This is a genomic window from Propioniciclava soli (genome assembly GCF_014858005.1).
In the GTDB taxonomy this organism is placed as follows: domain Bacteria; phylum Actinomycetota; class Actinomycetes; order Propionibacteriales; family Propionibacteriaceae; genus Propioniciclava; species Propioniciclava soli.
Genome location: NZ_JACYOT010000009.1, coordinates 78,091 through 96,980, shown reverse-complemented (window position 1 = coordinate 96,980; position 18,890 = coordinate 78,091). Strand labels below are relative to the sequence as shown.

The following is an 18,890-nucleotide window of genomic DNA, read 5'->3' as shown; positions in this document are numbered from 1 at the left end:
GGATGCTAGCGGTTCCGGGCAAGGTCCCACGCCACGGCCGCGACGTGGCCGGTGCCTAGACTGGGCCCGTGACCCCGCCCTGGCCCGCCCCGCCACCGCCGGTGGTGCGGCGTCCCGAGCCGCGCCGGACGCCGACCGTGACCGTCTTCGCGCGGGCCGTGCTGGCCCTGCTGCTCAGCCTGTCGGTGGCGTTCGTCGGGGTGGTGTCGCTGCGGGCGTGGGCGGTGAGCCGGGCCCCGGTTCCCAGCCCGGTGGCGCCGGGGACGGTCATGACGCCGGTCCCGTTGCCCAGCGGGAACGACCCCGAGGGCCCGACGCCCGAGCAGACGGTCGGGCCCGTCCCGGTCGACGACCGGGTGCAGCGCGGCGTCGTCCTCATCGCGGGGCAGACGCCGGCCGACTCCGTGGCCGGCACGGGCATGGTGCTCACCCCCGACGGGTTGGTGCTCACGAACTACCACGTGGTGCGGTCCACCGCGTCGCTCACGGTGACGGTCGCGTCCACCGGGCGGAGCTACGACGCGACCTTGGTCGGGCGCGATGCGACGGCGGACATCGCGCTCCTGCGCCTTGACGGCGCGCGGGACCTCGAGGTGGTCACGATCGACCGCGACCCGGTGGACGTCGGCGACGTGGTGGTGGCCGCGGGCAACGCGAACGGCCAGGGGTATGTCACCGCCCACCGCGGCAACGTGCAGGCGCTGGGCCGCTCGATCCAGGTGAGCGGCCCGTTGCCGGAGGATCCGCCGGAGACCCTGTCGGGCCTCGTTCAGACGAACGCGCCGGCGTGGCCGGGCGATTCCGGCGGGCCGATGTACGACGCCGACCTGGAGGTGCTGGGCATGACGACCGCCGGCGGCGCCGAGGATGTTGAGGACCGTCAGGTGTACGCCGTCCCGATCGCCGAGGCGCTCGACGTGGTGGAGCGCATCGGCGCCGGGGACGACTCGGGCTCGGTGGTGATCGGCCCCAAGGCGTACCTCGGCATCGTGGTCGAGGCCGACGACTCCGACGGCGTCGTGGTGCAGCGCGTGGAGCCCGGTTCGGCGGCGCAGCGGGCGGGGCTGGCGGCCGGTGACCGCATCCTGACGTTGAACCGCCGTCCGACGCCGTCCCGCCTGGCCCTCGCGCACCTACTGGACGAGATCCGCCCCGGCACGGGCGTGCCGCTGACGTGGGAGACCCAGGGCGGACGCGCGCAGTCCGGGGAGATCACCCCGGCGGAGAGTCCTCTCAACTGACCCAGCCGCCTCGGCAACGGGGGCCATCGGCGCCTGCGGGGCGGCGCCTGCGCCGGCGGCGCCGGTGAGGCGGCGACACGCTCACTTCGGTCTCAAACTCCGCCTTGCAAGGCGGAGTTTGAGACCGAAGCAGGCGTGTCGGAGCCCCTCCGCCCCCGGCTCACATGAGCTTCGGACGCGGTGCACAGGTGAGGCACAGGTGCCAGCGGTCGACTGAGGGCACATCGAACTTTGCGCCGAGGAGCCCCGCCATGTCGAACCCACGCACCACCATCGCCGCCATCGCCGGAGCCGCCGCGCTCGCCCTCGGTGTGCCCGCCATCGCCCCCCATCTCGCGCCCGCCGCGGCCGAGACGGCCACCTCTGCCACACCCGTCGCCATCACGACCCCAGCCCCGGTGAGCCCCAGCCCCGCCACCACCCCGACGCTCACCCCGACCCCCTCCGTCACCACCGATCCGGCCACGGCCCCCACCCCGGCCAGCGGCAGCACCGGTGCGGGCGCCACCGCTTCGCTCACCGGCACGGTGGACGACGACCTGGCGCGCGGCGTCGCGCTCATCACGGTGACGACCACCAGCGGGGAGGGTGCCGGCACCGGCATGGTGCTGACGTCCGACGGCCAGGTGCTCACCAACTATCACGTCGTCCAGGGCACCACGGACGTCGAGGTCACCATCGCCAGCACCGGTGACACCTACGCGGCCACGGTGCTCGGGCACGATGCCACGGCCGACGTCGCGCTGCTGCAACTCGAGGGCGCCTCCGGGCTCGCGACGGTCACGCTCGACGACGACACCCTGGCCGTCGGGGACGCCCTCACGGCGGTTGGCAACGCCAACGGCGGCGGAGAGCTCGTGGCCGCGTCCGGGCAGGTCACGGCCCTGGAGCAGTCGGTCACCGTCTCGGGCAACGAGGGCACCGAGGACCTGTCGGGGGTCATCCAGACCAACGCCGGCGCCCAGCCCGGCGACTCGGGCGGGCCCATGTTCGACGCCGAGGGCGAGGTGGCCGGCATGACCACCGCGGGCGGCCAGACCGTCACGGCCGGGCCCGGGGGTCCCGGGGGGCGCGGGCGGCGGGGCGCCGTGACCGGCGCCACCGTCACCACCACCGCCTATGCCGTCCCGATCGAGGACGCCCTGGCCGTGATCGAGCAGATCCGCGACGGCGCCGAGACCGGCACGGTGCAGATCGGCGCCCGGGCCTACCTGGGCATCTCCGTGCAGGCGGGCGGCCTGACCGTGGCCGGTGTGGTGGCCGACGGCCCGGCCGAGGTCGTCGGGATCGCCGCGGGCGACCGGATCACCGCCCTCGACGGCACCACCGTCGCGAGCCAGGCCGAACTCTCCGAGGTGCTCGACGCGCTCGAGCCCGGCGACCGGGTCAGCGTCACGTGGCTGGACGCGTCCGGCGTGCTCAACACCGAGACCGTCACCCTGGGCAGCAGCCCCGTCAACTGAGCGCGTCGGACGCCGGCGGCGCGGCGAGCAGGTAGCCCTCGCGCACCAGGTCGCGCACCCGCGGCAGCACCTCGGCGGCGAGCGCGTCGGCGTCCACCGCGAGCAGCTGGGCCACGGCCGCGGTGAGCGCCCCCAGCGGTAGGTCGCCGTCGCAGGCCCCCACCACCGCGGCCAGCGCCGTGTCGGCCTCGACCGCGCGGGCGAGGCCGAACCGTTGCCGGAACACCAGGTGCTCGGGGTCGGCGGCGCCGGGCCGGCCGAGCGTCTCGGCGTCCACGCGCGGATCCAGGCGCAGGCGCGTGGCGGCCAGGGCCGCGTCCGGCAACCGGGCCAGCGCGAGGGCGTCCGGATACCGCTCGAACGCCTCGCCCACCGGCTGGTGCACGGCGTGGGGCCAGGACTCGCAGCGGACGTCCGGTGCCCGCCCTGGCTCGACCGGCCGGTGCAGGACGATCCACCCCATCCCGATCTCGGCGATCCCGAGCGCGCGGAAGTAGGCCAGCCAAGCCGCGTAGCGCGGGCCGTACGCGTCGGTGCCGACGAGCCCGGCGTCGGCGAGCCACACCTCGATGTAGGCGTACGGGTCGAGCCGCTCGCGCTCCAACACCAAGGCGTCGCAACCGGTCGGCTCGACCCAGGCGCGGAGGCGCTCGGCCCAGTCCTGGTCGTCGGTGATCGCCCAGTTGCCCAGCACCTGCAGCATGCCGCCGGCGGCCAGCCGGTGCCCGCCCTCGGTCACCACCCGACGCATCAGGTCGTCCCCTCGCTCACTGCCCTCGCGATAGACGAGCCGCTCGTCGGTGGGCGGGGCGAGCACGAACGGGGGGTTGGTGACGATGAGGTCGAACGTCTCCTCGGCGACCGGCTCGTAGAGCGACCCCTCCCGCAGATCGAGGTCGACACCGTTCAAGCCAGCCGTCCACCGGGCCAGCCGCAGCGCCCTCGGGTTGAGGTCGGTGGCCGTGACCCGCCCGGCGTGCCCCGCCAGGTGCAGCGACTGCACCCCGCAGCCCGTGCCGAGATCGAGCGCCCGCCCCACCGGACGCCGCGCCGTCATCTGGGCCAGGGCCGTGGACGCCGGCGACAGACCGAGCACGAAGTCGGGGCGGCTGGGGGCGATCCGGCCATCCAGGGTGGGGATCTGGTCGTGCACCACCCACCCGTCCACGGCGCCGCCCGGCCCGCTGCCCCCACCCGGAGCGACGGTCTGCCGGGCTGACCCGGCGGAGGCGTACGGGCGGATCTCGACCGTGGCGCGCGCGCTGTCCCCCTCCACCGTGAGCAGACCCTGCCCCGCCCACCGGTCGAGGTTGCCGAGCGCGCCCCGCAACGCGGCGGCGGGCACGGCGTCCTGCATCAGGAACGCCCGCACGAGCGCGGCCTGGGGGTCGCTCGCGTCGCCCAGGGCGTCGCGCGTGGCCAGGGTCGTGTTGCGCGCCAAGGCCGCCGTCGCCGCCTCGCCGATTCTGTCGGTGACGGCATCTAGGGTGTAGCCAGCATCCGTCAGGTGGCGGGCGAGGGCGGCGGCGTCCGCGGCAGGATCCATGGCTCCAGCCTGTCACGGCACGCCCCCCGGTGACGGATCCGCAGGCGAGGGGAAGGAGGGCGCAGTGACGGGAGACCTGTTGGTGCGCGACGTGCGCCCCGTGCCACTGGACCCCGATGATCCCCCGGGTGGGGTCGTCGACGTGCGCATCCGCGGTGGGGTGGTCGCCGAGGTGGGCCCCGGTCTGGCCGCGGCGGGCGAGCCCACTTGGGCCGCGGCGGGTCGGTGGGTGGTGCCGGGGTTGTGGGATGCCCACGTGCACGCCGAGCAGTGGGTGCGCTCGACCACTTGGCTGCCGATGGCGGGAACCGCGTCGGCGGCGGACGCCTGCGCGCGCGTCGCGCAGGCAGTGACACGCCGCGTCGACCAACAAAGCCACCTCGCACACGCCGATCCAGTCCCCGCGCTGATCGGGTTCGGGCACCGCCTGGCCATCTGGCCCTCCCGCCCCCAGGTGGCCGACCTGGACGCCGCCAGCGGGCGCACCCCGGTGGTGCTCATCGCGGGTGACGTGCACAGCGGCTGGCTGAACTCGGCTGCCCTGTCCGCGCTCGGGCTCGGCCACCGCCGGGGCGTGCTGGCCGAGCAGGAGTGGTTCGACGTGTTCCCCCGGATCGGTGAGCTGCCCGGGGCCGATCCCACAGCCTCCGACTGGCGCAACGCGGCCCGGCGCCTGGCCGCACGCGGCGTCACCGGCATCGTTGACTTCGAGCTGGGCGCGGCGTGGCGCGCCTGGCCCGCCCGCACGGCGGTCGGTTGGGACGCGGTGCGCGTCCGCGCCGCGGTGTACCCCGACGCCCTCGACGACGTCATTGCAGCAGGGTGGCGGACCGGTGACCGATTGGACGACTCCGGCCTGGTCACGATGGGCCCACTCAAGGTGATCTCGGACGGGTCGATGGGAACCCGGACGGCATGGTGCTGCGACCCGTACGCCCCGAGCCCCCTGGACGCGGTGCCGGGAGAGGGTTGGGCGGGCGCGGCCAACGTCGGTGAGGACGAGTTGGCCCGCCTGCTGGGTCGGGCCCACGCCGCCGGTCTCGGCGCGGCGGTCCACGCGATCGGGGATCGCGCCAACCGCGCGGCGCTCGACGCCTTCGCGGCGACCGGCGCCCAGGGTTCGGTCGAACACGCGCAGCTGCTCTGCACCGATGACATCGACCGGTTCGCTGCGCTCGGGGTCACCGCCAGCGTGCAGCCCTTGCACCTCCCCGACGACCGGGACGCCGCCGAGGCCGTCTGGCCGGGACGCACCGGCCGGATGTACCCCTTCCGTTCTTTGCTGGACGCCGGGGCGCGCCTGGCCTTCGGTTCGGACGCCCCCGTGGCACGCCCCGACCCCTGGGCGGCGATGGCCGCCGCGGTGCGCCGCAGTGACGACGCCCGTGGGCCTTGGCACCCCGAGCAGTGCGTGTCGTGGCGCGAGGCGCTGGCCGCATCGGTGGACGGCGTCCGCCTCACGCCGGGCGCGCCCGGCGACCTGGCCGTCCTCGACTCGGCTCCCGGCCCCACGGTGGGCGTGGTCGCCACCGTGTGCGCCGGCCGCCTGACCCACACCACCGAGGGGCCGACGGCATGAGCATCCCGGCCTGGCTCAGCGCCGACCCACGCGTCGCCCACACCCGCCGCCTCCCCGCCACGGCAGGCGCCACGGCCCCGTGGCCCACCTGGGTCGACCCGCGCGTCGTCGAGACGTGCGCCGAGCTGGGGATCGACCGTCCGTGGACCCATCAGGCCGAGGCCGCCGAGGCCGCCTTCGCCGGCCACCACGTCGCCGTCGCGACGCCCACCGCCTCGGGCAAGTCGTTGGCCTACCTCCTGCCGATCCTGGCCGCCACGCTCTCCGGGGCCGGTGGACGCCCGCCGCTGGCCCGCGCCGGCGGGTTGCGCCTCACCGGCCGTGCCACGGCGCTCTACCTCGCCCCCACCAAGGCCCTCGCGCACGACCAGCTCCGCGCCAGCCGCCTCCTCGGGCCGAGCGGCTGGAAACCCGGGACCCTGGACGGTGACTCCGACGACGACGAGCGCCGCTTCGCGCGCGACTTCGCCGATCTCGTCCTCACCAACCCCGACATGCTGCACCGCTCGGTGCTGCCCAACCACGGCCGTCACGCCCGGCTGTTGGGCGGGTTGCGCTACGTGGTCGTGGACGAGGCGCACCGCTATCGCGGGTTGTTCGGCGCCCACCTCGCCGCCGTGTTGCGGCGGCTGCGCCGCCTCTCCCACCACTACGGCGCCGACCCCGTGTTCGTGCTGGCCTCGGCCACCATGACCGAGCCCGAAGCAACCGCTGCCGCCCTCATCGGTGACCCCGACGTCGTGCCCGTGGTGGCCGACGGCTCGCCGCGTCCGGCACGCGACATCGTGTTGCTGCGGCCCGACAGAAACCTCACCGAGACCGCAGCGTCCCTGCTCACACAGCTGAGCCAGGAGGGTCAGACGCTCGCGTTCACCACCTCGCGGCTCCAGGCCGAGCTGGTCGCCATCCGCGCCCGGGAACTCAGCCCCATGCCCGAGGCGATCGCGTCCTACCGCTCTGGCTACCTGCCGTCGGACCGTCGCTCCATCGAGGCGGCCCTCACCGAGGGTCGGCTGCGTGGCGTGGCCTCGACCAACGCCCTCGAGCTGGGGGTCGACATCGCCGGCATGGATGCGGTGGTGACCGCCGGGTTCCCCGGCACGCTCGCCGCGTTCTGGCAACAGGTGGGCCGGGCAGGACGCTCCGGGCGCGAGGCGCTCGCCGTGCTGGCCGCCCGCGACGACCCGCTCGACGCCTATCTGGTCGACCACCCCGAGCTGATCTTCGACGCCCCGGTGGAGCGCGCCATCGTGCCCGTCGAGAACCCGTTCGTGCTCGGCCCCCACCTGGCGGCGGCAGCCCAGGAGATCCCGCTGACCGGTGCGGACGCCGCCTGGTTCGGCCCCCGGACCGTCGAGCTGGCCGACGCCCTCACCCGGCAGGGGGTGCTGCGCCGGCGTCCGGCGGGATGGTTCTGGACGCACGCCCAGCGGGCCGTCGACTCGATCGACCTGCGCGCCATGCACGGCAAGGCGGTCGAGGTGGTGGACCGCGCGACCGGCCGCGTCATCGGGCAGGTCGACCCGGCGGCCGCCGACCGCACGGTGCACCCCGAGGCCGTCTACGTGCACCAGGGTGAGACGTGGGTCGTCGACGAACTCGACGAACACGACCGGGTCGCGCTGGTGCGGGCCGCGCGGCCGGAGTACTTCACGCAGGCCCAGTCCGTCTCCGACGTGCGGATCCTCACCACCGACCGGACGCGTCCGCTCGGCCTCGGGACGGTTCACGTCGGCACCGTCGAGCTCGCCGGGCAGGTCACCGGATACCTGCGCCGCGACGCCGAGACCGGGAAGGTGTGGGACTCGAACCCGCTCGAGTTCCCGCCTCGGCGGATGACCACGCGCGCCACGTGGTGGACGCTGCCCGCCGACGTGGTCGCCCGCCTGCCGTTCGCCGACGCCGCGCTGCCCGGGGCGGTGCACGGCGCCGAACACACCGCGATCGGCCTGCTGCCGGCGCTCGTGCCCTGTGACCGCTGGGACATCGGCGGTCTCTCGACCGTCCTCCACCCCGACACGGGCCTGCCCACAGTGTTCGTCCACGACGGCCTCCCGGGCGGCTCCGGCATCGCGGACGCCGGCTTCGACGCCGCCGAACGCTGGTGGACCGCCACGCTGGATCGCCTGCTCACCTGCGGCTGCGAGACCGGCTGCCCGGCCTGCGTCGTGAGCCCGAAGTGCGGCAACGGCAACAACCCGCTCGACAAGGACGCCGCCGCCCTGGTGGTGGCCGCGCTCATTCCGGGGCGCCCGTCACCACGCCGGCCCAGGCACGCCCCTGCACCTGCGCATCCCACGGCCCCCAGGCCACCGGCAGTGCGGTGCTGACCTCGACGACGAACTCGACCTCATCCCCCGTCACGGTGCAGCCGGTGATCCGCGCGCCGTTCGCGCGCGCGGACTCCTCCGCCGCGGGGCACGCCTCCCGGCCCATCGCCTGGGAGCGCCCCCCGGCCAGCGCCGCCAGATCCGCGGCACCCTCCACCCGGCTCCGGGCGTAGGCGAACGCGGCCGCAAGCACGGCCGCCGCCAGCACCAGGCACAGGGCCGCCCCGGCCAGGGCCACCAGCAGCGTGCCGGCCCCGCGCTCGTCGCGCGCGCCCGGGCCGGTCACGGGCCGGGCTCCTCGATCACCGCGGCCCGGGCTGCGACCGGCCAGACGACCGGGCCCCACGCGGCGCGCCAGCCGACCTCGACCTCGGCGCGCCCGTCAACCGTGCGGACCGCCACCGACGCCCCCTCCGGGGCGTCCGCCGTGGCGCGCCGCACCGCCGCCGCGTCCCCCCGGGCCTGTTGCCGGGCGATCTCATTGGCGGCCACCTGGCACTCGACCATCCGGAACCCCGCGTGGGCCACGGTGAAGCCGCCCCCGACGAGAACGGCCAGGCCGATGCTGGCCAACGCCACCTCCACGGTCACCATGCCCCGCTGGCCGCGGCGGCACCCTCCCCGCCGTGGCCCACCGGCCCCTGTCGTCACGTCGTGCACGTCTCCTCCTTTGTTGCGTCAAGCGGCGAGTGCGGGGCCGGCGCCACGCCGGCCCCGCGCCGGCCTCACCCCGTCACGACACCGGTCACCGCGGCGAAGATCGCACGCACGAGCACCTTCACCAGATCCATGAACCAGCCCTGGTTCGCGGCGGTGATGAGCAGCCCGACGATCGTGATGACCAGGACCAGCCCGACGGCGTACTCCACCGTGGTGAGCCCCCGCTCGTCGCGGGCGCAGCCGTCCGTGCCCTGACTGACGACGCCCGCGTCGGCCAAGACCATCTCGTGCAGCACCGTCTCGGGCAGCACCGTCTCGTGCACCACCGCGTCAGCCAGCACCGTGTCAGCCAGCACCGTGCCGCCGGCGAGCGTGCTGACGCCGGAGTTGTTGTGGTCGTCCATGGTTGTTTCCTCCTTCTCCTCGCACCGCCCCGCGCGGCACACCCTCCACATTCGGCCGCCGCCGCCCCAAACCGTCACCGCCCTCATCCGCCTGTGGACGGCGCTGCGGGATGGTCGACGCCTGTGGATGAACCGACGCCTGCGGATCCAATGGCGGCCAGCCGCACCCCGGACCACCCGGGCGGATCGGCCTCACCCGAGCGCCGAGCCGAGGATCGCCGCCAGCACGGGAACCACCCCGAGCAACAGGAAGGCGGGCAGGAAGCAGAGCATCAACGGAATCACGCTGTACACCCCGGCCGTCCGCGCCCGGGCCTGGGCGGCCCCCACCGCGTCACGCCGCGCCTCTCGCGCGTGGCGGCGCAAGAGCTCGGCCACGCCCGTGCCGCGCGCGACGGCCTGGGCCAGGTCCCGGGCCACGGCGCGGTAGCCGGGCACAGCAGCCAGCGCCGCCCAGGCGGCCGGCTCATCGATGCCGAGCGCGATGCGCTGGCCCACCCCGTGCAACTCGGTGGCGACCGGCTCCGCGACGGTTGCGGCCACCACCGCCACGGCCGAGCGGGCCGGCGCCCCCGCCTCCACACACACGGCCAGGAGGCCGCACACCACTGGCACCGAGGCCATCAGCGCCTCGCGGCGGCGTCGCTCCGCCCTGCTCTCGGGCAGGCGGGCGCGCACCTCGGCCGCCCACACATCCCACCGGGAGCGCCCGGCGTCCGGTGCCCGCGGCGCCGCGCGGAGCCGTGCTGCCCCGGCCGGTGGGATCAGCAGCCACACGGCCAGCCCCCACGCCAGCGTCGCGACACCCACCAGCACCGTCATCGTCCCCCCGCCCGTTCGACCACCACGTCGGTCCACACCACCCCGAGGCAGCCGAGGGCCACGCCGGTCACGGCGGTGGCGGCACCTCCCACACTGCCCAGCCAGAAGGCGGCCGGGTCCCCACCCCACAGGTACGCCAACCCGACGCCGGCCACGGGCAACACCCCCATCACGCGGCCCGCGGCGCGGGCGGCGGCCATCTCGGTCAGCACCGACCGCGCCACCTCCTCCTCGGCCTCCAGGTTCTCCGCCACCGCCTGCCACGCCTCGGTCAACCCCGCTCCCGTGCGCACCGCGACCTGCCAGGCGTCGGCGAGCTGGCGCAGTCCCTCCTGCCCGGGCGCCAGCGCCGAGCGTCGTAGGGCGTCGGCCACCTCCCCGCCGGATGCCAGCTCGGCAGCTGCTTCTCGCAGCACCGGGCAGTCGGACGCCGCCTGCGTCAGCGCCTGCGTCGGCATCCGGCCGGCGCGCATCAGCGCGGCGACGCTCTCGGCCGCGGCGGCCACACCGCGCCGCGCAGCGACTCGGCGCAGGCGCTCGCGGCGTCGGTTGGTCAGCCGCGCCCCGGTGCCGGTCAGGAGGGCACCCACCAGCGCCACGGTGACAAGGGCTCCCCCGCCAGCCCACCCCACCCCCAGACCCACGCCCAGCACCAGTCCCACCACCGCCACGGCACCGACGAACAGCCTCCGCGCCCGCCGGCCGCCGCGTCCGACCTGCGTGCGGCCGCGTCCACCGCGCACCCCGGGGACGGTGGCGCCGGCCCGCAGTGCCCGTCCGTTGGGTGTCCACCACCACGCGGCCAGCGCCGCGGCGCCCGCGGCCACCACCACCAGGCCCACGGCGCTACGCCCCCGCCAGCACGGTCAGGTCGGCCGCCGCGGGCCCCGCCCGGGCCACGCCGGCGTCGTCCCAGGTCAGGGCCGACTCGACCCGCACGAGGCCGTCCGACCCGGCCCGAACGACACCGATCGTGCTGACGAAGCGGCGACCGTCCCCGGCGCGTCGGACGTGCACGACGGCGTCCAGGGCGGCGGCGACCTGGGCGTGCAGTGCATGCCGGCCCAGCCCACCCAGCGCGCCGAGCGCCTCCAACCGGGCGGGCACCGAGGCGGGTGCATTGGCGTGCACCGTGCCGAGCCCGCCCTCGTGGCCGGTGTTGAGGGCCGCCAGCAGATCCGCGAGTTCGGCGCCGCGCACCTCGCCCACCACGATCCGATCGGGACGCATCCGCAGGGCGTTGCGCACCAGGTCGGTGAGCCCCACCCGTCCGGCGCCCTCGGCGTTGGCCGAGCGGGCCTCCAGCCGCACGGCGTGGGGGTGGTCGGGGCACAACTCGCGGGAGTCCTCGACGATGACCAGGCGCTCACCGGCGTCCACCACCCCGAGCAGGGAGGCGAGCAACGTCGTCTTCCCCGAACCGGTACCACCGGTCACCAGCACAGCGCGGCGCTGCCGCACCAGCCCGGTCAGCACCGCACGCCCCTGTGCCGTCAGGCCGCCGCCGGCCTCCCAGTCCGCCAAGGTCAGTGCGGTACGGGCCGGCACCCGCAGCGACAGGCAGGTCTGCCCCGCGACGCAGGCGAGCACCGCGTGCACCCGCGTGCCATCGGGCAGGCGGGCGTCCACGAACGGCGAGGAGTCGTCGAGCCGGCGCCCAACGAGCGCCGCCAGCCGCACCGCGAGCCGCCGCACGGAGGCGTCGTCGGTGAACGCGGCGGCGCTGCGCTCGAGGCCGCGGCCCCGGTCGATCCACACCTCGTGCGGGCCGTTGACCAGCACGTCGGTGATGCCGGGCAGCCGGAGCAGCTCGTCCAGCGGACCGGCTCCGGTGCTCTCGCGGCGCAACGCGTCCACGGTGGCGAGCAAGGCCCCATCACTGACCACGTGCCCGAGGTCCGCCAGCACACCGGCCACCTCGGCGGGTCGGGCCCCCAACCCCGCGGCGCTGAGCCGGGCCCGGACGGCGTCAAGATCGATCGTCATCGCCGGCCCTCGCCAAGACCGTCTCCAGCAGCCCAGCCACGGCGCGGCCCCACCGCGAGCGGCCGAGCCACGGGGGCTCCCCCGCCTCCGCGGCGGCGACCACGCCCCGGTCGAAGGGCACCTGACCCCACAGCTCCAGGCCGAGGGCCTCGGCGACCAGCTCGGGCGGCACCCGCACCCCGGGCACGGCGCGCACCACGACTCCGGCCCCGTCCAGCTCCAGCGCGGTGACCACGGCCCGTGCCGACGCGACGGCCCGGACGCCGGCGCTGGCCACGAGCATCGTCGGCCAGGCGCTGCGCACCAGCGCACGGGCGGCGGGCCACGGCGTCCGGCCCGCGTCGAGCACCACCAGGCCGTGGTGCCGCGCGAGCGAGCGCGTCACCGCCGCCACGGCACCGGCGCCCGGCAGCTCACCGGCGTCGCGCGCCATCGAGAGCAGCGTCACCCCCTCGACGCGCGGCAGCAGCCCGCGCACGTCGCCCACCTCGCCCTGCGCGCCCGCCATGCGGCCCCACCGGTGGCCGGGCAGCCGCTCCGCCCCGAGCAGCAGGTCGAGGCCACCGCCCACCGGGTCGGCGTCCACCAGGGCGGACGCGACGCCCCGCTCCGCCGCGGCCAGCGCCAGGCCGGCCGCCAGCGTGGACGCCCCCGCCCCGCCGCTGCCCCCCACCACCGCCACCACGGGGCACGCGTCGGCGTCGTCGGCGCCGAGGATGTCGGTGAGCCACGCCACGGCCTGCGGCAGCACGATGACCTCTGCCCCCAACGCCACCGACCACGGCGCGACGCCCCACGGATCGAACCCCAGCAGGTAGGCCCGCGGCCGGCGTCTCACCCCTTCCGACGCCAGCGCCGGGGCGATGTCGGGCCCCACCAACACCACCCGCGCCCCCGCCCAGGCCGCCAGGGCCGCGTCCGGCGTCGTGACGACGGTGACACCCACCCGGAGCGCCGCCGCCACCGACTCGACCGCGTCGACCACCGCCGCCTCAGCCGTCGCCAGCACCACGGGCGCGCTCGAAGTTCCCACACCCCCACATTCGGCCGCCACCGGCCGATCCGGTCACCGGCCCGGGCCCTGTGGACAGCCGTGCGTGGTCATGCACAGGCCCCGGCCGGGCGGCTCGCTACCATCGAGCCCATGACCAGCCCCGGACTCCCGGCGTTCCCGGACGCCGCCCTCACGTGGCTCGTCCCGCGTCCCCTCGGGCAGGCGCGGGCGCTCGTGCTGGGCCGATCGGGAGCTCCCGTGATCGAGCAGCTGGCCGGGAGCGGTGCGGCCCTGGTCGCCTGCGACGCCAGCCGCGGCGGCCTGCGGGCCCTGGTGCACCGGGCACCCGGGGCCCTGCCCACCGTCGCGCGCCCCGAACGCCTGCCGTTCGCCGCGCACGCCTTCGACGCCGTGTTCGTCCACCAGTCGCTGCAGCACCTCCAGGCCGACGCCGTCCTCCCCGAGCTCGCACGCGTGCTGACCCCGGGGGGCCGGTTGGCCCTGTCGTGGATGATCCGTGACGACTCGGTGCCGTGGGTCCGCCGGCTGGCCGCGCTGCTCCAGGACGTCGATCCGGAGGCCATGACCGGCAACTACGGCACCGACAGTGTCGCCGCCCTGGCCGACGTGCCGTGGTTCCCCACCGTCGAGCGGCGCAACCACCGGCTCTGGGTGCCCATTGCGCGGGTCGACCTCATGCAGATGGTCGCCCACCGGTTCCCCGACCTGCCCGCCGACCGGCTGGCGCAGCTCATGCGCGAGGTCGGGGAGCTGTACGAGTCGTCCGCCCGCCCCCCCGAGCCGCTGCTGCTGCCCTACCAGGTGGCGTGCTGGCGCGCGGAGGTCAACCACTCCGCCCTGCCGAACGACTCGATCACCCCGCCCGACGACGGGCTCGCGATCCGCCTGTAGAGCGCGCCGGACGCGAGCGGGCTAGCATGGCGTCGGGCGCTGCGCCGCCCACCAGCGTTCCACACCAGGAGGAGACCGCCATGGCCGAGCCCGAGATCGGTGACGTCATCGCCGACATCACGTCGGACGTCCAGACCATCGTCAAGGGAGAGATCGAGCTCGCCAAGGCCGAGTTGATCCCGCAGGCCAAGAGCCTCGGCATCGGGGCCGGCCTGTTCGGTGCCGCGGGTTACTTCGCCCTCCAGGCGGTCACCCTGTTGTTCATCTGCGGCGGCCTGGCTTTCACGGCCCTGTACACCGGCCTCGTCAGCATCGTGTGGGCGTTCACCCTCGGCTTCCTCACGATGGCGGTGATTCTGCTGGTCATCGCCGGCATCCTGGCCCTGATCGGCAAATCCAAGATCAAGTTCGAGGGGGCGGAGAAGACGGTCGCCGAGGCCGAGAAGTCCGTGGACGCCGTCACCACCGCGATCAACCGTGGCCAGGCCAACGTCCGCGCCATCGTCGCCGGTCACGACCCGTTGCGCGCCGCGAACCGCACCACCGGCGCGGGAGCCACCGTCGTCGATGGCTCCGGCAGCGGTGCCACCGCCGCCTCGGTGTACACCCCGGGCGAGGGCCCCGCTCAGCCGCGCACCAAGTAGACCCGCGCCTCCCACGGCTCCAGCGTCTGGATGTCGGCACCGCTGCCCCCGAGCAGCAGCTCCGCGTCACGCAGGTCGGGCAGCTGCTGCACCGGCACGCTGGCCAGGTGCGCGCTCATGTTGGCGACCACCAGCACCTGCTCGCTGGTCAGCGTCCGCGTGAAGACCCACAACTTCGGGTCTTCGGGCAGCAGCAGGTCGAAGCGCCCCTTCTGGATCACCTCGAGCTCGTGCCGCAGCGCGATCAGCCGCTGGTAGTGGGCCCGCACCCCGTCGGACGCGGCGAGCGCGGCCTGCACGTTGACGGTGTCGGCGTTGGCGTTGAGCGGCAGCCACGGCGTCCCGCGCGTGAAGCCCCCCTGCGGGCCGGCGCCCCACGGGATCGGCGTCCGCGCATTGTCGCGGCTCTTCAACGCCAGCCCCGCCAACACCGTCTGCTCCGGCACACCGGCGGCGGTGGCGTCCGCGAAGTAGTTGAGCGACTCGATGTCGCGGTACTGCTTGATGCGCGTGAAGCCGGCGTTGGTCATGCCGATCTCTTGGCCCTGGTAGACATAGGGCGTCCCCCGGTGCAGGTGCAGCACGGTCGCCCAAGCCTTTGCGGCGGCCACGCGGTGCTCGGGTGAGTCGTCACCGAACCGGCTCACGACGCGCGGCTGGTCGTGGTTCTCGAAGTACAGCGAGTTCCACCCCTCCTCGCCGAGCTGCTCCTGCCAGTGGGCGAGGTTCGTCTTGAGGTCGGGCAGGTGCAGCGGCTTCAGTTCAAACTTGCTGCCCGGCCCCTGGTCGAGGCTCATGTGCTCGAACGTGAACACCATGCCCAACCGCGGATGGGCCCGGCTGGTGTAGATCCGGGCCTGCTCGGCCGTGCACATGACCATCTCCCCCACGGTGAACAGCTGCCGGGCGTCGATGCCGACCGCGGCGTTCATCTCCTCCAAAAACTCCACCATGCGTGGGCCGTTCGCCACCCGCTCCACCTCGAAGCTGTACGGCTCTCCGGGCCGCTGGTGGCCGTCCGCGAGCGGCATGGTCTTGCTGATGAGGTTGATGACGTCCATGCGGAACCCGTCGACGCCCCGCTCGACCCAGCGGTTCATCATCGCGTACACGGCCTCGCGCACCTCGGGGTTCTCCCAGTTGAGGTCCGGCTGCTTGCGGCTGAACAGGTGGAGGTAGTACTCACCGGACGCCTCGTCATACGCCCATGCCGACCCGCCGAAGAACGACCCCCAGTTGGTGGGCTCGGCACCCGGCGTGCCCGGTTCGAAGCCTTCGCGCGCCGGACGCCAGTGGTACCACTCGCGCTTCGGCGACTGTGGGTCGCGCGAGCTCTGGAACCAGGAGTGCTCGTCCGAGGTGTGGTTGACCACCAGATCCATCACCAGCTTGAGGCCGCGCCGGTGCAGCCCCGCTACGAGCTCCTCGAAGTCGCCCATGGTGCCGAACAGCGGGTCGATCTCCTCATAGTCGGCGATGTCGTACCCGTTGTCGTCCTGCGGGGAGGCATAGATCGGGGAGAGCCACACCACGTCGACGCCGAGATCGGCCACGTAGTCGAGCTTGCTGATGATGCCCTGCAGGTCGCCCACGCCGTCGCCGTTGCTGTCGCAGAACGAGCGGGGGTAGATCTGGTAGACGACGGCGTCGGACCACCACGGGTCGCTGAGGGGCTGCTCCATGCGTCGATCCTGCCACGCCGGGCGGCGCTACTGGCCGGTGTCGCGGAGGAACCGGCGGGGAACGGGGGTGCGCATCGCCGGATCCCAGGACCGCTCCCACCCGGCCACCCGCACCAGACCGGCCAGCAGGTCACCGGTGAATCCCCACACGAACAGGTCGTCCACCACGAACGCCGGCCCCTCATAACCCAGCGGGTGCTCCCAGGTGACCCGGTTCGCCGGCTCCAACAGCTCGGTCACGGCCACGGCGTGGACGGCCGCGATCTCGTCGGTGTCGGCCACCAGCAGCGGACGCGGCGTCCGCCACCAGCCCACCACGGGCGTCACCCGGTAGCCCGAGACGCGGACGGACGCGGCCGGCAACACGCCCAGCACCTCGACCTCGGCCGGCGCGATGCCCACCTCCTCCTCCGCCTCACGCAGCGCAGCGGCCACGTCGTCGGCGTCCGCCGGGTCGACCCCGCCGCCGGGGAAGGCGAGTTGGCCGGCGTGCGAGCGCAGCCGCGGTGACTTCTCGACGAGGGCGAGCCGCAGCCCGTCGATGCCGCCCCCCGGCGGCACGTCGGCGTCCCACCAGAACAGGATGAGGACGGCGGCGCGTCGGCCCCGGCCCGTCGCCCGGGAGCCGACCACTCCGGCACCGGCGTCCGCCTCAGCCAGCACGCCGCGCAGGGCCGCGAGCCCCGGGGGCAGCGCGTTCACAGCGTCACCCCCAGGTGCGCGGCGGCCAGGTCACGCAGCTGCTGGGTGGACGCCACTGGCCCGACCACCCGGTAGACGACCTGACCGCGGTCGTTGACGAAGAGCGTCACGGGGATGCCGTCGATGCGCAGCGGCCCGGCGATCCGTTTCGAGGGATCGTGCAGGTGGGGATACGTCCAGCCGGCGCCCCCCGCGAACTCCAGCGCGAGCGCCGGCTCGGGGTCGTCGTAGTCGACGCCCAGCACCACCAGGGGCTGTTCGGACGCCGCCGCCTCCGCCGCGAACTCCGCCAGGTGGGGCGCCTCGGCGCGGCAGGGGCCGCACCACTGCGCCCACACGTTGAGCACCATCGGGGTGCCGCGCAGGGCGGCCAGGTTCACCTGCCGCCCGCTGCCCAGGCAGCCGACGACCACGTCGGGCAACCCGCCGGCCACGGCCTCGGCCTCCAGCGGAGTGGCTGGGCAGTCAGGAATCCCTGCCGCCTCGCGCTGGGAGACCAGTTCGGGGGCCACCGCCAGCGGCGGCGGGGACACGGCGGGAGCGGTGCCGCTCGACGCCGCGCACCCGCTCAGCACCAGCACGCACGCAACCAGGGCGGCGAGACGCCTCATCCGCGCGGCTCGCGGACGAGCGTGGCCGCGACGACCGGGTCCGTCGGGCCCTCGCCGTAGCTCGGGCACAGCCCCTCCAGGGGGCAAACGCCACAGGCCGGACGCCGCGCGTGGCAGCGGCGGCGTCCGTGCCAGATGACACGGTGGCTGAGCTGGACCCAGTCCTCGGGCGGGAACAGTTCTCCGACGGCCTGCTCCACGGCGTCGGGTTTGGTGGACGCGACCCAGCCGAATCGGTTGGCGAGCCGGATGAAGTGGGTGTCGGGCGTCAGGCCCGGGACGTCGAAGGCGTTGCCGAGCACCACGTTCGCGGTCTTGCGCCCCACACCGGGCAGCGTGACGAGGTCGGCCAGCGTGCCGGGCACCGCACCGTCGAAGCGTTCAACCAGCGCGGCGCCGATGCCGATGAGGTGCCCGGCCTTGGCCCGGAAGAACCCGGTGGGTGTGATCAGGGCCTCCAGCTCGGCGACGTCGGCACCCGCGTACGCGGCGGCGTCCGGGTAACGGGCGAACAGCGCCGGCGTCACCGCGTTCACCCGGCGGTCGGTCGACTGGGCCGACAGGACGGTGGCGACGAGCAGCTCGAGCGGGGAGGTGAAGTCGAGCTCGCAATCCGCATCCGAGTAGAGCTCCCCGAGCGCCGCGTCGATGGCCTGCGGCTGGCCGGGTGCAGCCACTACGACCCGGCGGGTGCGACGGTGAGTTCGATCTCGACGGGCGCATCCAGGGGCAGGACGCCCACGCCGACGGCGCTGCGAGCATGCTCCCCCGCCGCACCGAAGATCTCCCCCAGCAGGACGCTGGCGCCGTTGGCGACCTGCGGTTGGCCTGTGAAGTCGGGCGCGCTGGCGACGTACACCACGAGCTTGACGACGCGACCGATCGCGTCCAGGCCGCCCACCACGGCGGACGCGGCCGCCAGCGCGTTGAGCACCGCCACCCGCGCGGCAGCCACGGCGTCCGCCACGCTGACCTCGGCTCCGACCTTGCCCACGGACACCAGGGCCCCGCCACGCGTTGGCAGCTGGCCCGAGGTGACGACGAGCCCAGCGGCCTCGACGGCGGGGACGTAGGCAGCGACGGGCGCGGCCACGGGGGGCAGCGTGAGCCCGAGCTCGGCCAGCCGCCTGGTGGGGCTCATGCCGAGGTCAGTGGCCGCTTGAAGTAGGCCACCATGTTCTGGGGGTTGGGGCCGGGGACGATGGTGACGAGCTCCCACCCGTCGGCGCCCCAGGTGTCGAGGATCTGCTTCGTCGCGTGCACCAGCACGGGCGCGGTGGCGTACTCCCACTTGGTCATGGACCCGAGCCTAGA

At 74.7% G+C, this 18,890-nt stretch carries 20 protein-coding genes; 6 read left to right on the top strand and 14 right to left on the bottom strand.

What is annotated here, in order from left to right; translation table 11 throughout:
- Positions 1-68: 68 nt before the first annotated feature.
- Together IFY26_RS11315 and IFY26_RS11310 are read left to right on the top strand one after the other, a co-directional pair.
- A complete protein-coding gene (locus IFY26_RS11315) occupies positions 69-1,241 on the top strand; it encodes a S1C family serine protease (protein WP_232549111.1) in 1,173 nt (390 codons plus the stop codon).
- A 251-nt stretch (positions 1,242-1,492) separates the two neighbouring features.
- On the top strand, positions 1,493-2,704 hold the full coding sequence (locus IFY26_RS11310; RefSeq protein WP_232549110.1) for a S1C family serine protease: 1,212 nt from the start codon (positions 1,493-1,495) through the stop codon (positions 2,702-2,704).
- Here IFY26_RS11310 and IFY26_RS11305 read toward each other — a convergent pair.
- A complete protein-coding gene (locus IFY26_RS11305; protein ID WP_232549109.1) occupies positions 2,697-4,250 on the bottom strand; it encodes a DUF7059 domain-containing protein in 1,554 nt (517 codons plus the stop codon). The two genes, IFY26_RS11310 and IFY26_RS11305, sit on opposite strands and share 8 nt — an antisense overlap.
- A gap of 64 nt (positions 4,251-4,314) precedes the next feature.
- Here IFY26_RS11305 and IFY26_RS11300 point away from each other — a divergent pair, with 64 nt between their 5' ends.
- Entirely contained in the window at positions 4,315-5,829 is a 1,515-nt protein-coding gene (locus tag IFY26_RS11300) for an amidohydrolase (RefSeq protein ID WP_232549108.1), read from the top strand.
- Entirely contained in the window at positions 5,826-8,159 is a 2,334-nt protein-coding gene (locus IFY26_RS11295) for a DEAD/DEAH box helicase (protein ID WP_232549107.1), read from the top strand. Before IFY26_RS11300 ends, IFY26_RS11295 begins: the two co-directional genes overlap by 4 nt.
- Here the strand turns inward: IFY26_RS11295 and IFY26_RS11290 are convergent.
- The 7 genes from IFY26_RS11290 to ssd form a co-directional block, all read right to left on the bottom strand.
- A complete protein-coding gene (locus tag IFY26_RS11290) occupies positions 8,068-8,445 on the bottom strand; it encodes an Rv3654c family TadE-like protein (protein WP_232549106.1) in 378 nt (125 codons plus the stop codon). The genes IFY26_RS11295 and IFY26_RS11290 overlap by 92 nt on opposite strands.
- Positions 8,442-8,819: a hypothetical protein gene (locus IFY26_RS11285; RefSeq protein WP_232549105.1), complete on the bottom strand. Its 378-nt coding sequence runs from the start codon at positions 8,817-8,819 to the stop codon at positions 8,442-8,444. The genes IFY26_RS11290 and IFY26_RS11285 overlap by 4 nt, the downstream gene beginning before the upstream one ends.
- A 65-nt stretch (positions 8,820-8,884) precedes the next feature.
- Entirely contained in the window at positions 8,885-9,223 is a 339-nt protein-coding gene (locus IFY26_RS11280) for a hypothetical protein (protein WP_232549104.1), read from the bottom strand.
- A 192-nt stretch (positions 9,224-9,415) separates the two neighbouring features.
- The gene (locus IFY26_RS11275) at positions 9,416-10,045 is read right to left on the bottom strand and encodes a type II secretion system F family protein (protein WP_232549103.1); all 630 of its coding nucleotides are present in this window, start codon (positions 10,043-10,045) and stop codon (positions 9,416-9,418) included.
- Positions 10,042-10,887: a type II secretion system F family protein gene (locus tag IFY26_RS11270; protein ID WP_232549102.1), complete on the bottom strand. Its 846-nt coding sequence runs from the start codon at positions 10,885-10,887 to the stop codon at positions 10,042-10,044. Before IFY26_RS11270 ends, IFY26_RS11275 begins: the two co-directional genes overlap by 4 nt.
- 4 nt (positions 10,888-10,891) lie before the next feature.
- Positions 10,892-12,031, bottom strand: coding sequence for a TadA family conjugal transfer-associated ATPase (locus tag IFY26_RS11265; RefSeq protein WP_232549101.1), 1,140 nt, complete (start codon positions 12,029-12,031; stop codon positions 10,892-10,894).
- Entirely contained in the window at positions 12,015-13,064 is a 1,050-nt protein-coding gene (ssd, locus tag IFY26_RS11260; protein ID WP_232549100.1) for a septum site-determining protein Ssd, read from the bottom strand. The genes IFY26_RS11265 and ssd overlap by 17 nt, the downstream gene beginning before the upstream one ends.
- A 111-nt stretch (positions 13,065-13,175) precedes the next feature.
- On the opposite strand from ssd, the gene IFY26_RS11255 reads away from it, so the two are divergent.
- Together IFY26_RS11255 and IFY26_RS11250 are read left to right on the top strand one after the other, a co-directional pair.
- Positions 13,176-13,937 carry a class I SAM-dependent methyltransferase gene (locus IFY26_RS11255; protein WP_232549099.1) on the top strand — a complete coding sequence of 254 codons (762 nt, stop codon included), beginning with the start codon at positions 13,176-13,178 and terminating at the stop codon, positions 13,935-13,937.
- Positions 13,938-14,017: 80 nt separating this feature from the next.
- Complete coding sequence (locus IFY26_RS11250) at positions 14,018-14,581, top strand: phage holin family protein (RefSeq protein ID WP_232549098.1); 564 nt, start codon at positions 14,018-14,020, stop codon at positions 14,579-14,581.
- On the opposite strand, the gene IFY26_RS11245 is transcribed toward IFY26_RS11250, so the two are convergent.
- From IFY26_RS11245 to IFY26_RS11220, 6 genes are read right to left on the bottom strand one after another with little or no spacing between them, the layout of a single operon-like run.
- Positions 14,563-16,263: a glycoside hydrolase family 13 protein gene (locus IFY26_RS11245; protein ID WP_232549097.1), complete on the bottom strand. Its 1,701-nt coding sequence runs from the start codon at positions 16,261-16,263 to the stop codon at positions 14,563-14,565. The genes IFY26_RS11250 and IFY26_RS11245 overlap by 19 nt on opposite strands.
- A gap of 27 nt (positions 16,264-16,290) precedes the next feature.
- Positions 16,291-16,965: an NUDIX hydrolase gene (locus IFY26_RS11240; protein WP_232549096.1), complete on the bottom strand. Its 675-nt coding sequence runs from the start codon at positions 16,963-16,965 to the stop codon at positions 16,291-16,293.
- Positions 16,962-17,576 (bottom strand): TlpA family protein disulfide reductase, encoded by a 615-nt coding sequence (locus tag IFY26_RS11235; protein ID WP_232549095.1) that lies wholly within the window; start codon positions 17,574-17,576, stop codon positions 16,962-16,964. Before IFY26_RS11235 ends, IFY26_RS11240 begins: the two co-directional genes overlap by 4 nt.
- Positions 17,573-18,253, bottom strand: a complete 681-nt coding sequence (gene nth, locus IFY26_RS11230; RefSeq protein WP_232549094.1) for an endonuclease III — start codon at positions 18,251-18,253, stop codon at positions 17,573-17,575. The genes IFY26_RS11235 and nth overlap by 4 nt, the downstream gene beginning before the upstream one ends.
- Complete coding sequence (locus IFY26_RS11225) at positions 18,253-18,717, bottom strand: RidA family protein (protein WP_232549093.1); 465 nt, start codon at positions 18,715-18,717, stop codon at positions 18,253-18,255. Before IFY26_RS11225 ends, nth begins: the two co-directional genes overlap by 1 nt.
- Positions 18,714-18,875: a DUF4177 domain-containing protein gene (locus IFY26_RS11220; protein ID WP_232549092.1), complete on the bottom strand. Its 162-nt coding sequence runs from the start codon at positions 18,873-18,875 to the stop codon at positions 18,714-18,716. The genes IFY26_RS11225 and IFY26_RS11220 overlap by 4 nt, the downstream gene beginning before the upstream one ends.
- Between the last annotated feature and the right edge of the window lie 15 nt (positions 18,876-18,890).

Excerpts from the sequence above, each read along its gene's own strand:
- IFY26_RS11310 (WP_232549110.1), top strand. The coding sequence starts at position 1,493 with ATGTCGAACCCACGCACCACCATCGCCGCCATCGCCGGAGCCGCCGCG.
- IFY26_RS11305 (WP_232549109.1), bottom strand. The coding sequence starts at position 4,250 with ATGGATCCTGCCGCGGACGCCGCCGCCCTCGCCCGCCACCTGACGGAT.
- IFY26_RS11295 (WP_232549107.1), top strand. The coding sequence starts at position 5,826 with ATGAGCATCCCGGCCTGGCTCAGCGCCGACCCACGCGTCGCCCACACC.
- IFY26_RS11220 (WP_232549092.1), bottom strand. The coding sequence starts at position 18,875 with ATGACCAAGTGGGAGTACGCCACCGCGCCCGTGCTGGTGCACGCGACG.
- IFY26_RS11250 (WP_232549098.1), top strand. The coding sequence starts at position 14,018 with ATGGCCGAGCCCGAGATCGGTGACGTCATCGCCGACATCACGTCGGAC.
- IFY26_RS11265 (WP_232549101.1), bottom strand. The coding sequence starts at position 12,031 with ATGACGATCGATCTTGACGCCGTCCGGGCCCGGCTCAGCGCCGCGGGG.
- IFY26_RS11235 (WP_232549095.1), bottom strand. The coding sequence starts at position 17,576 with ATGAGGCGTCTCGCCGCCCTGGTTGCGTGCGTGCTGGTGCTGAGCGGG.
- IFY26_RS11245 (WP_232549097.1), bottom strand. The coding sequence starts at position 16,263 with ATGGAGCAGCCCCTCAGCGACCCGTGGTGGTCCGACGCCGTCGTCTAC.
- IFY26_RS11225 (WP_232549093.1), bottom strand. The coding sequence starts at position 18,717 with ATGAGCCCCACCAGGCGGCTGGCCGAGCTCGGGCTCACGCTGCCCCCC.
- IFY26_RS11275 (WP_232549103.1), bottom strand. The coding sequence starts at position 10,045 with ATGACGGTGCTGGTGGGTGTCGCGACGCTGGCGTGGGGGCTGGCCGTG.
- IFY26_RS11255 (WP_232549099.1), top strand. The coding sequence starts at position 13,176 with ATGACCAGCCCCGGACTCCCGGCGTTCCCGGACGCCGCCCTCACGTGG.
- IFY26_RS11280 (WP_232549104.1), bottom strand. The coding sequence starts at position 9,223 with ATGGACGACCACAACAACTCCGGCGTCAGCACGCTCGCCGGCGGCACG.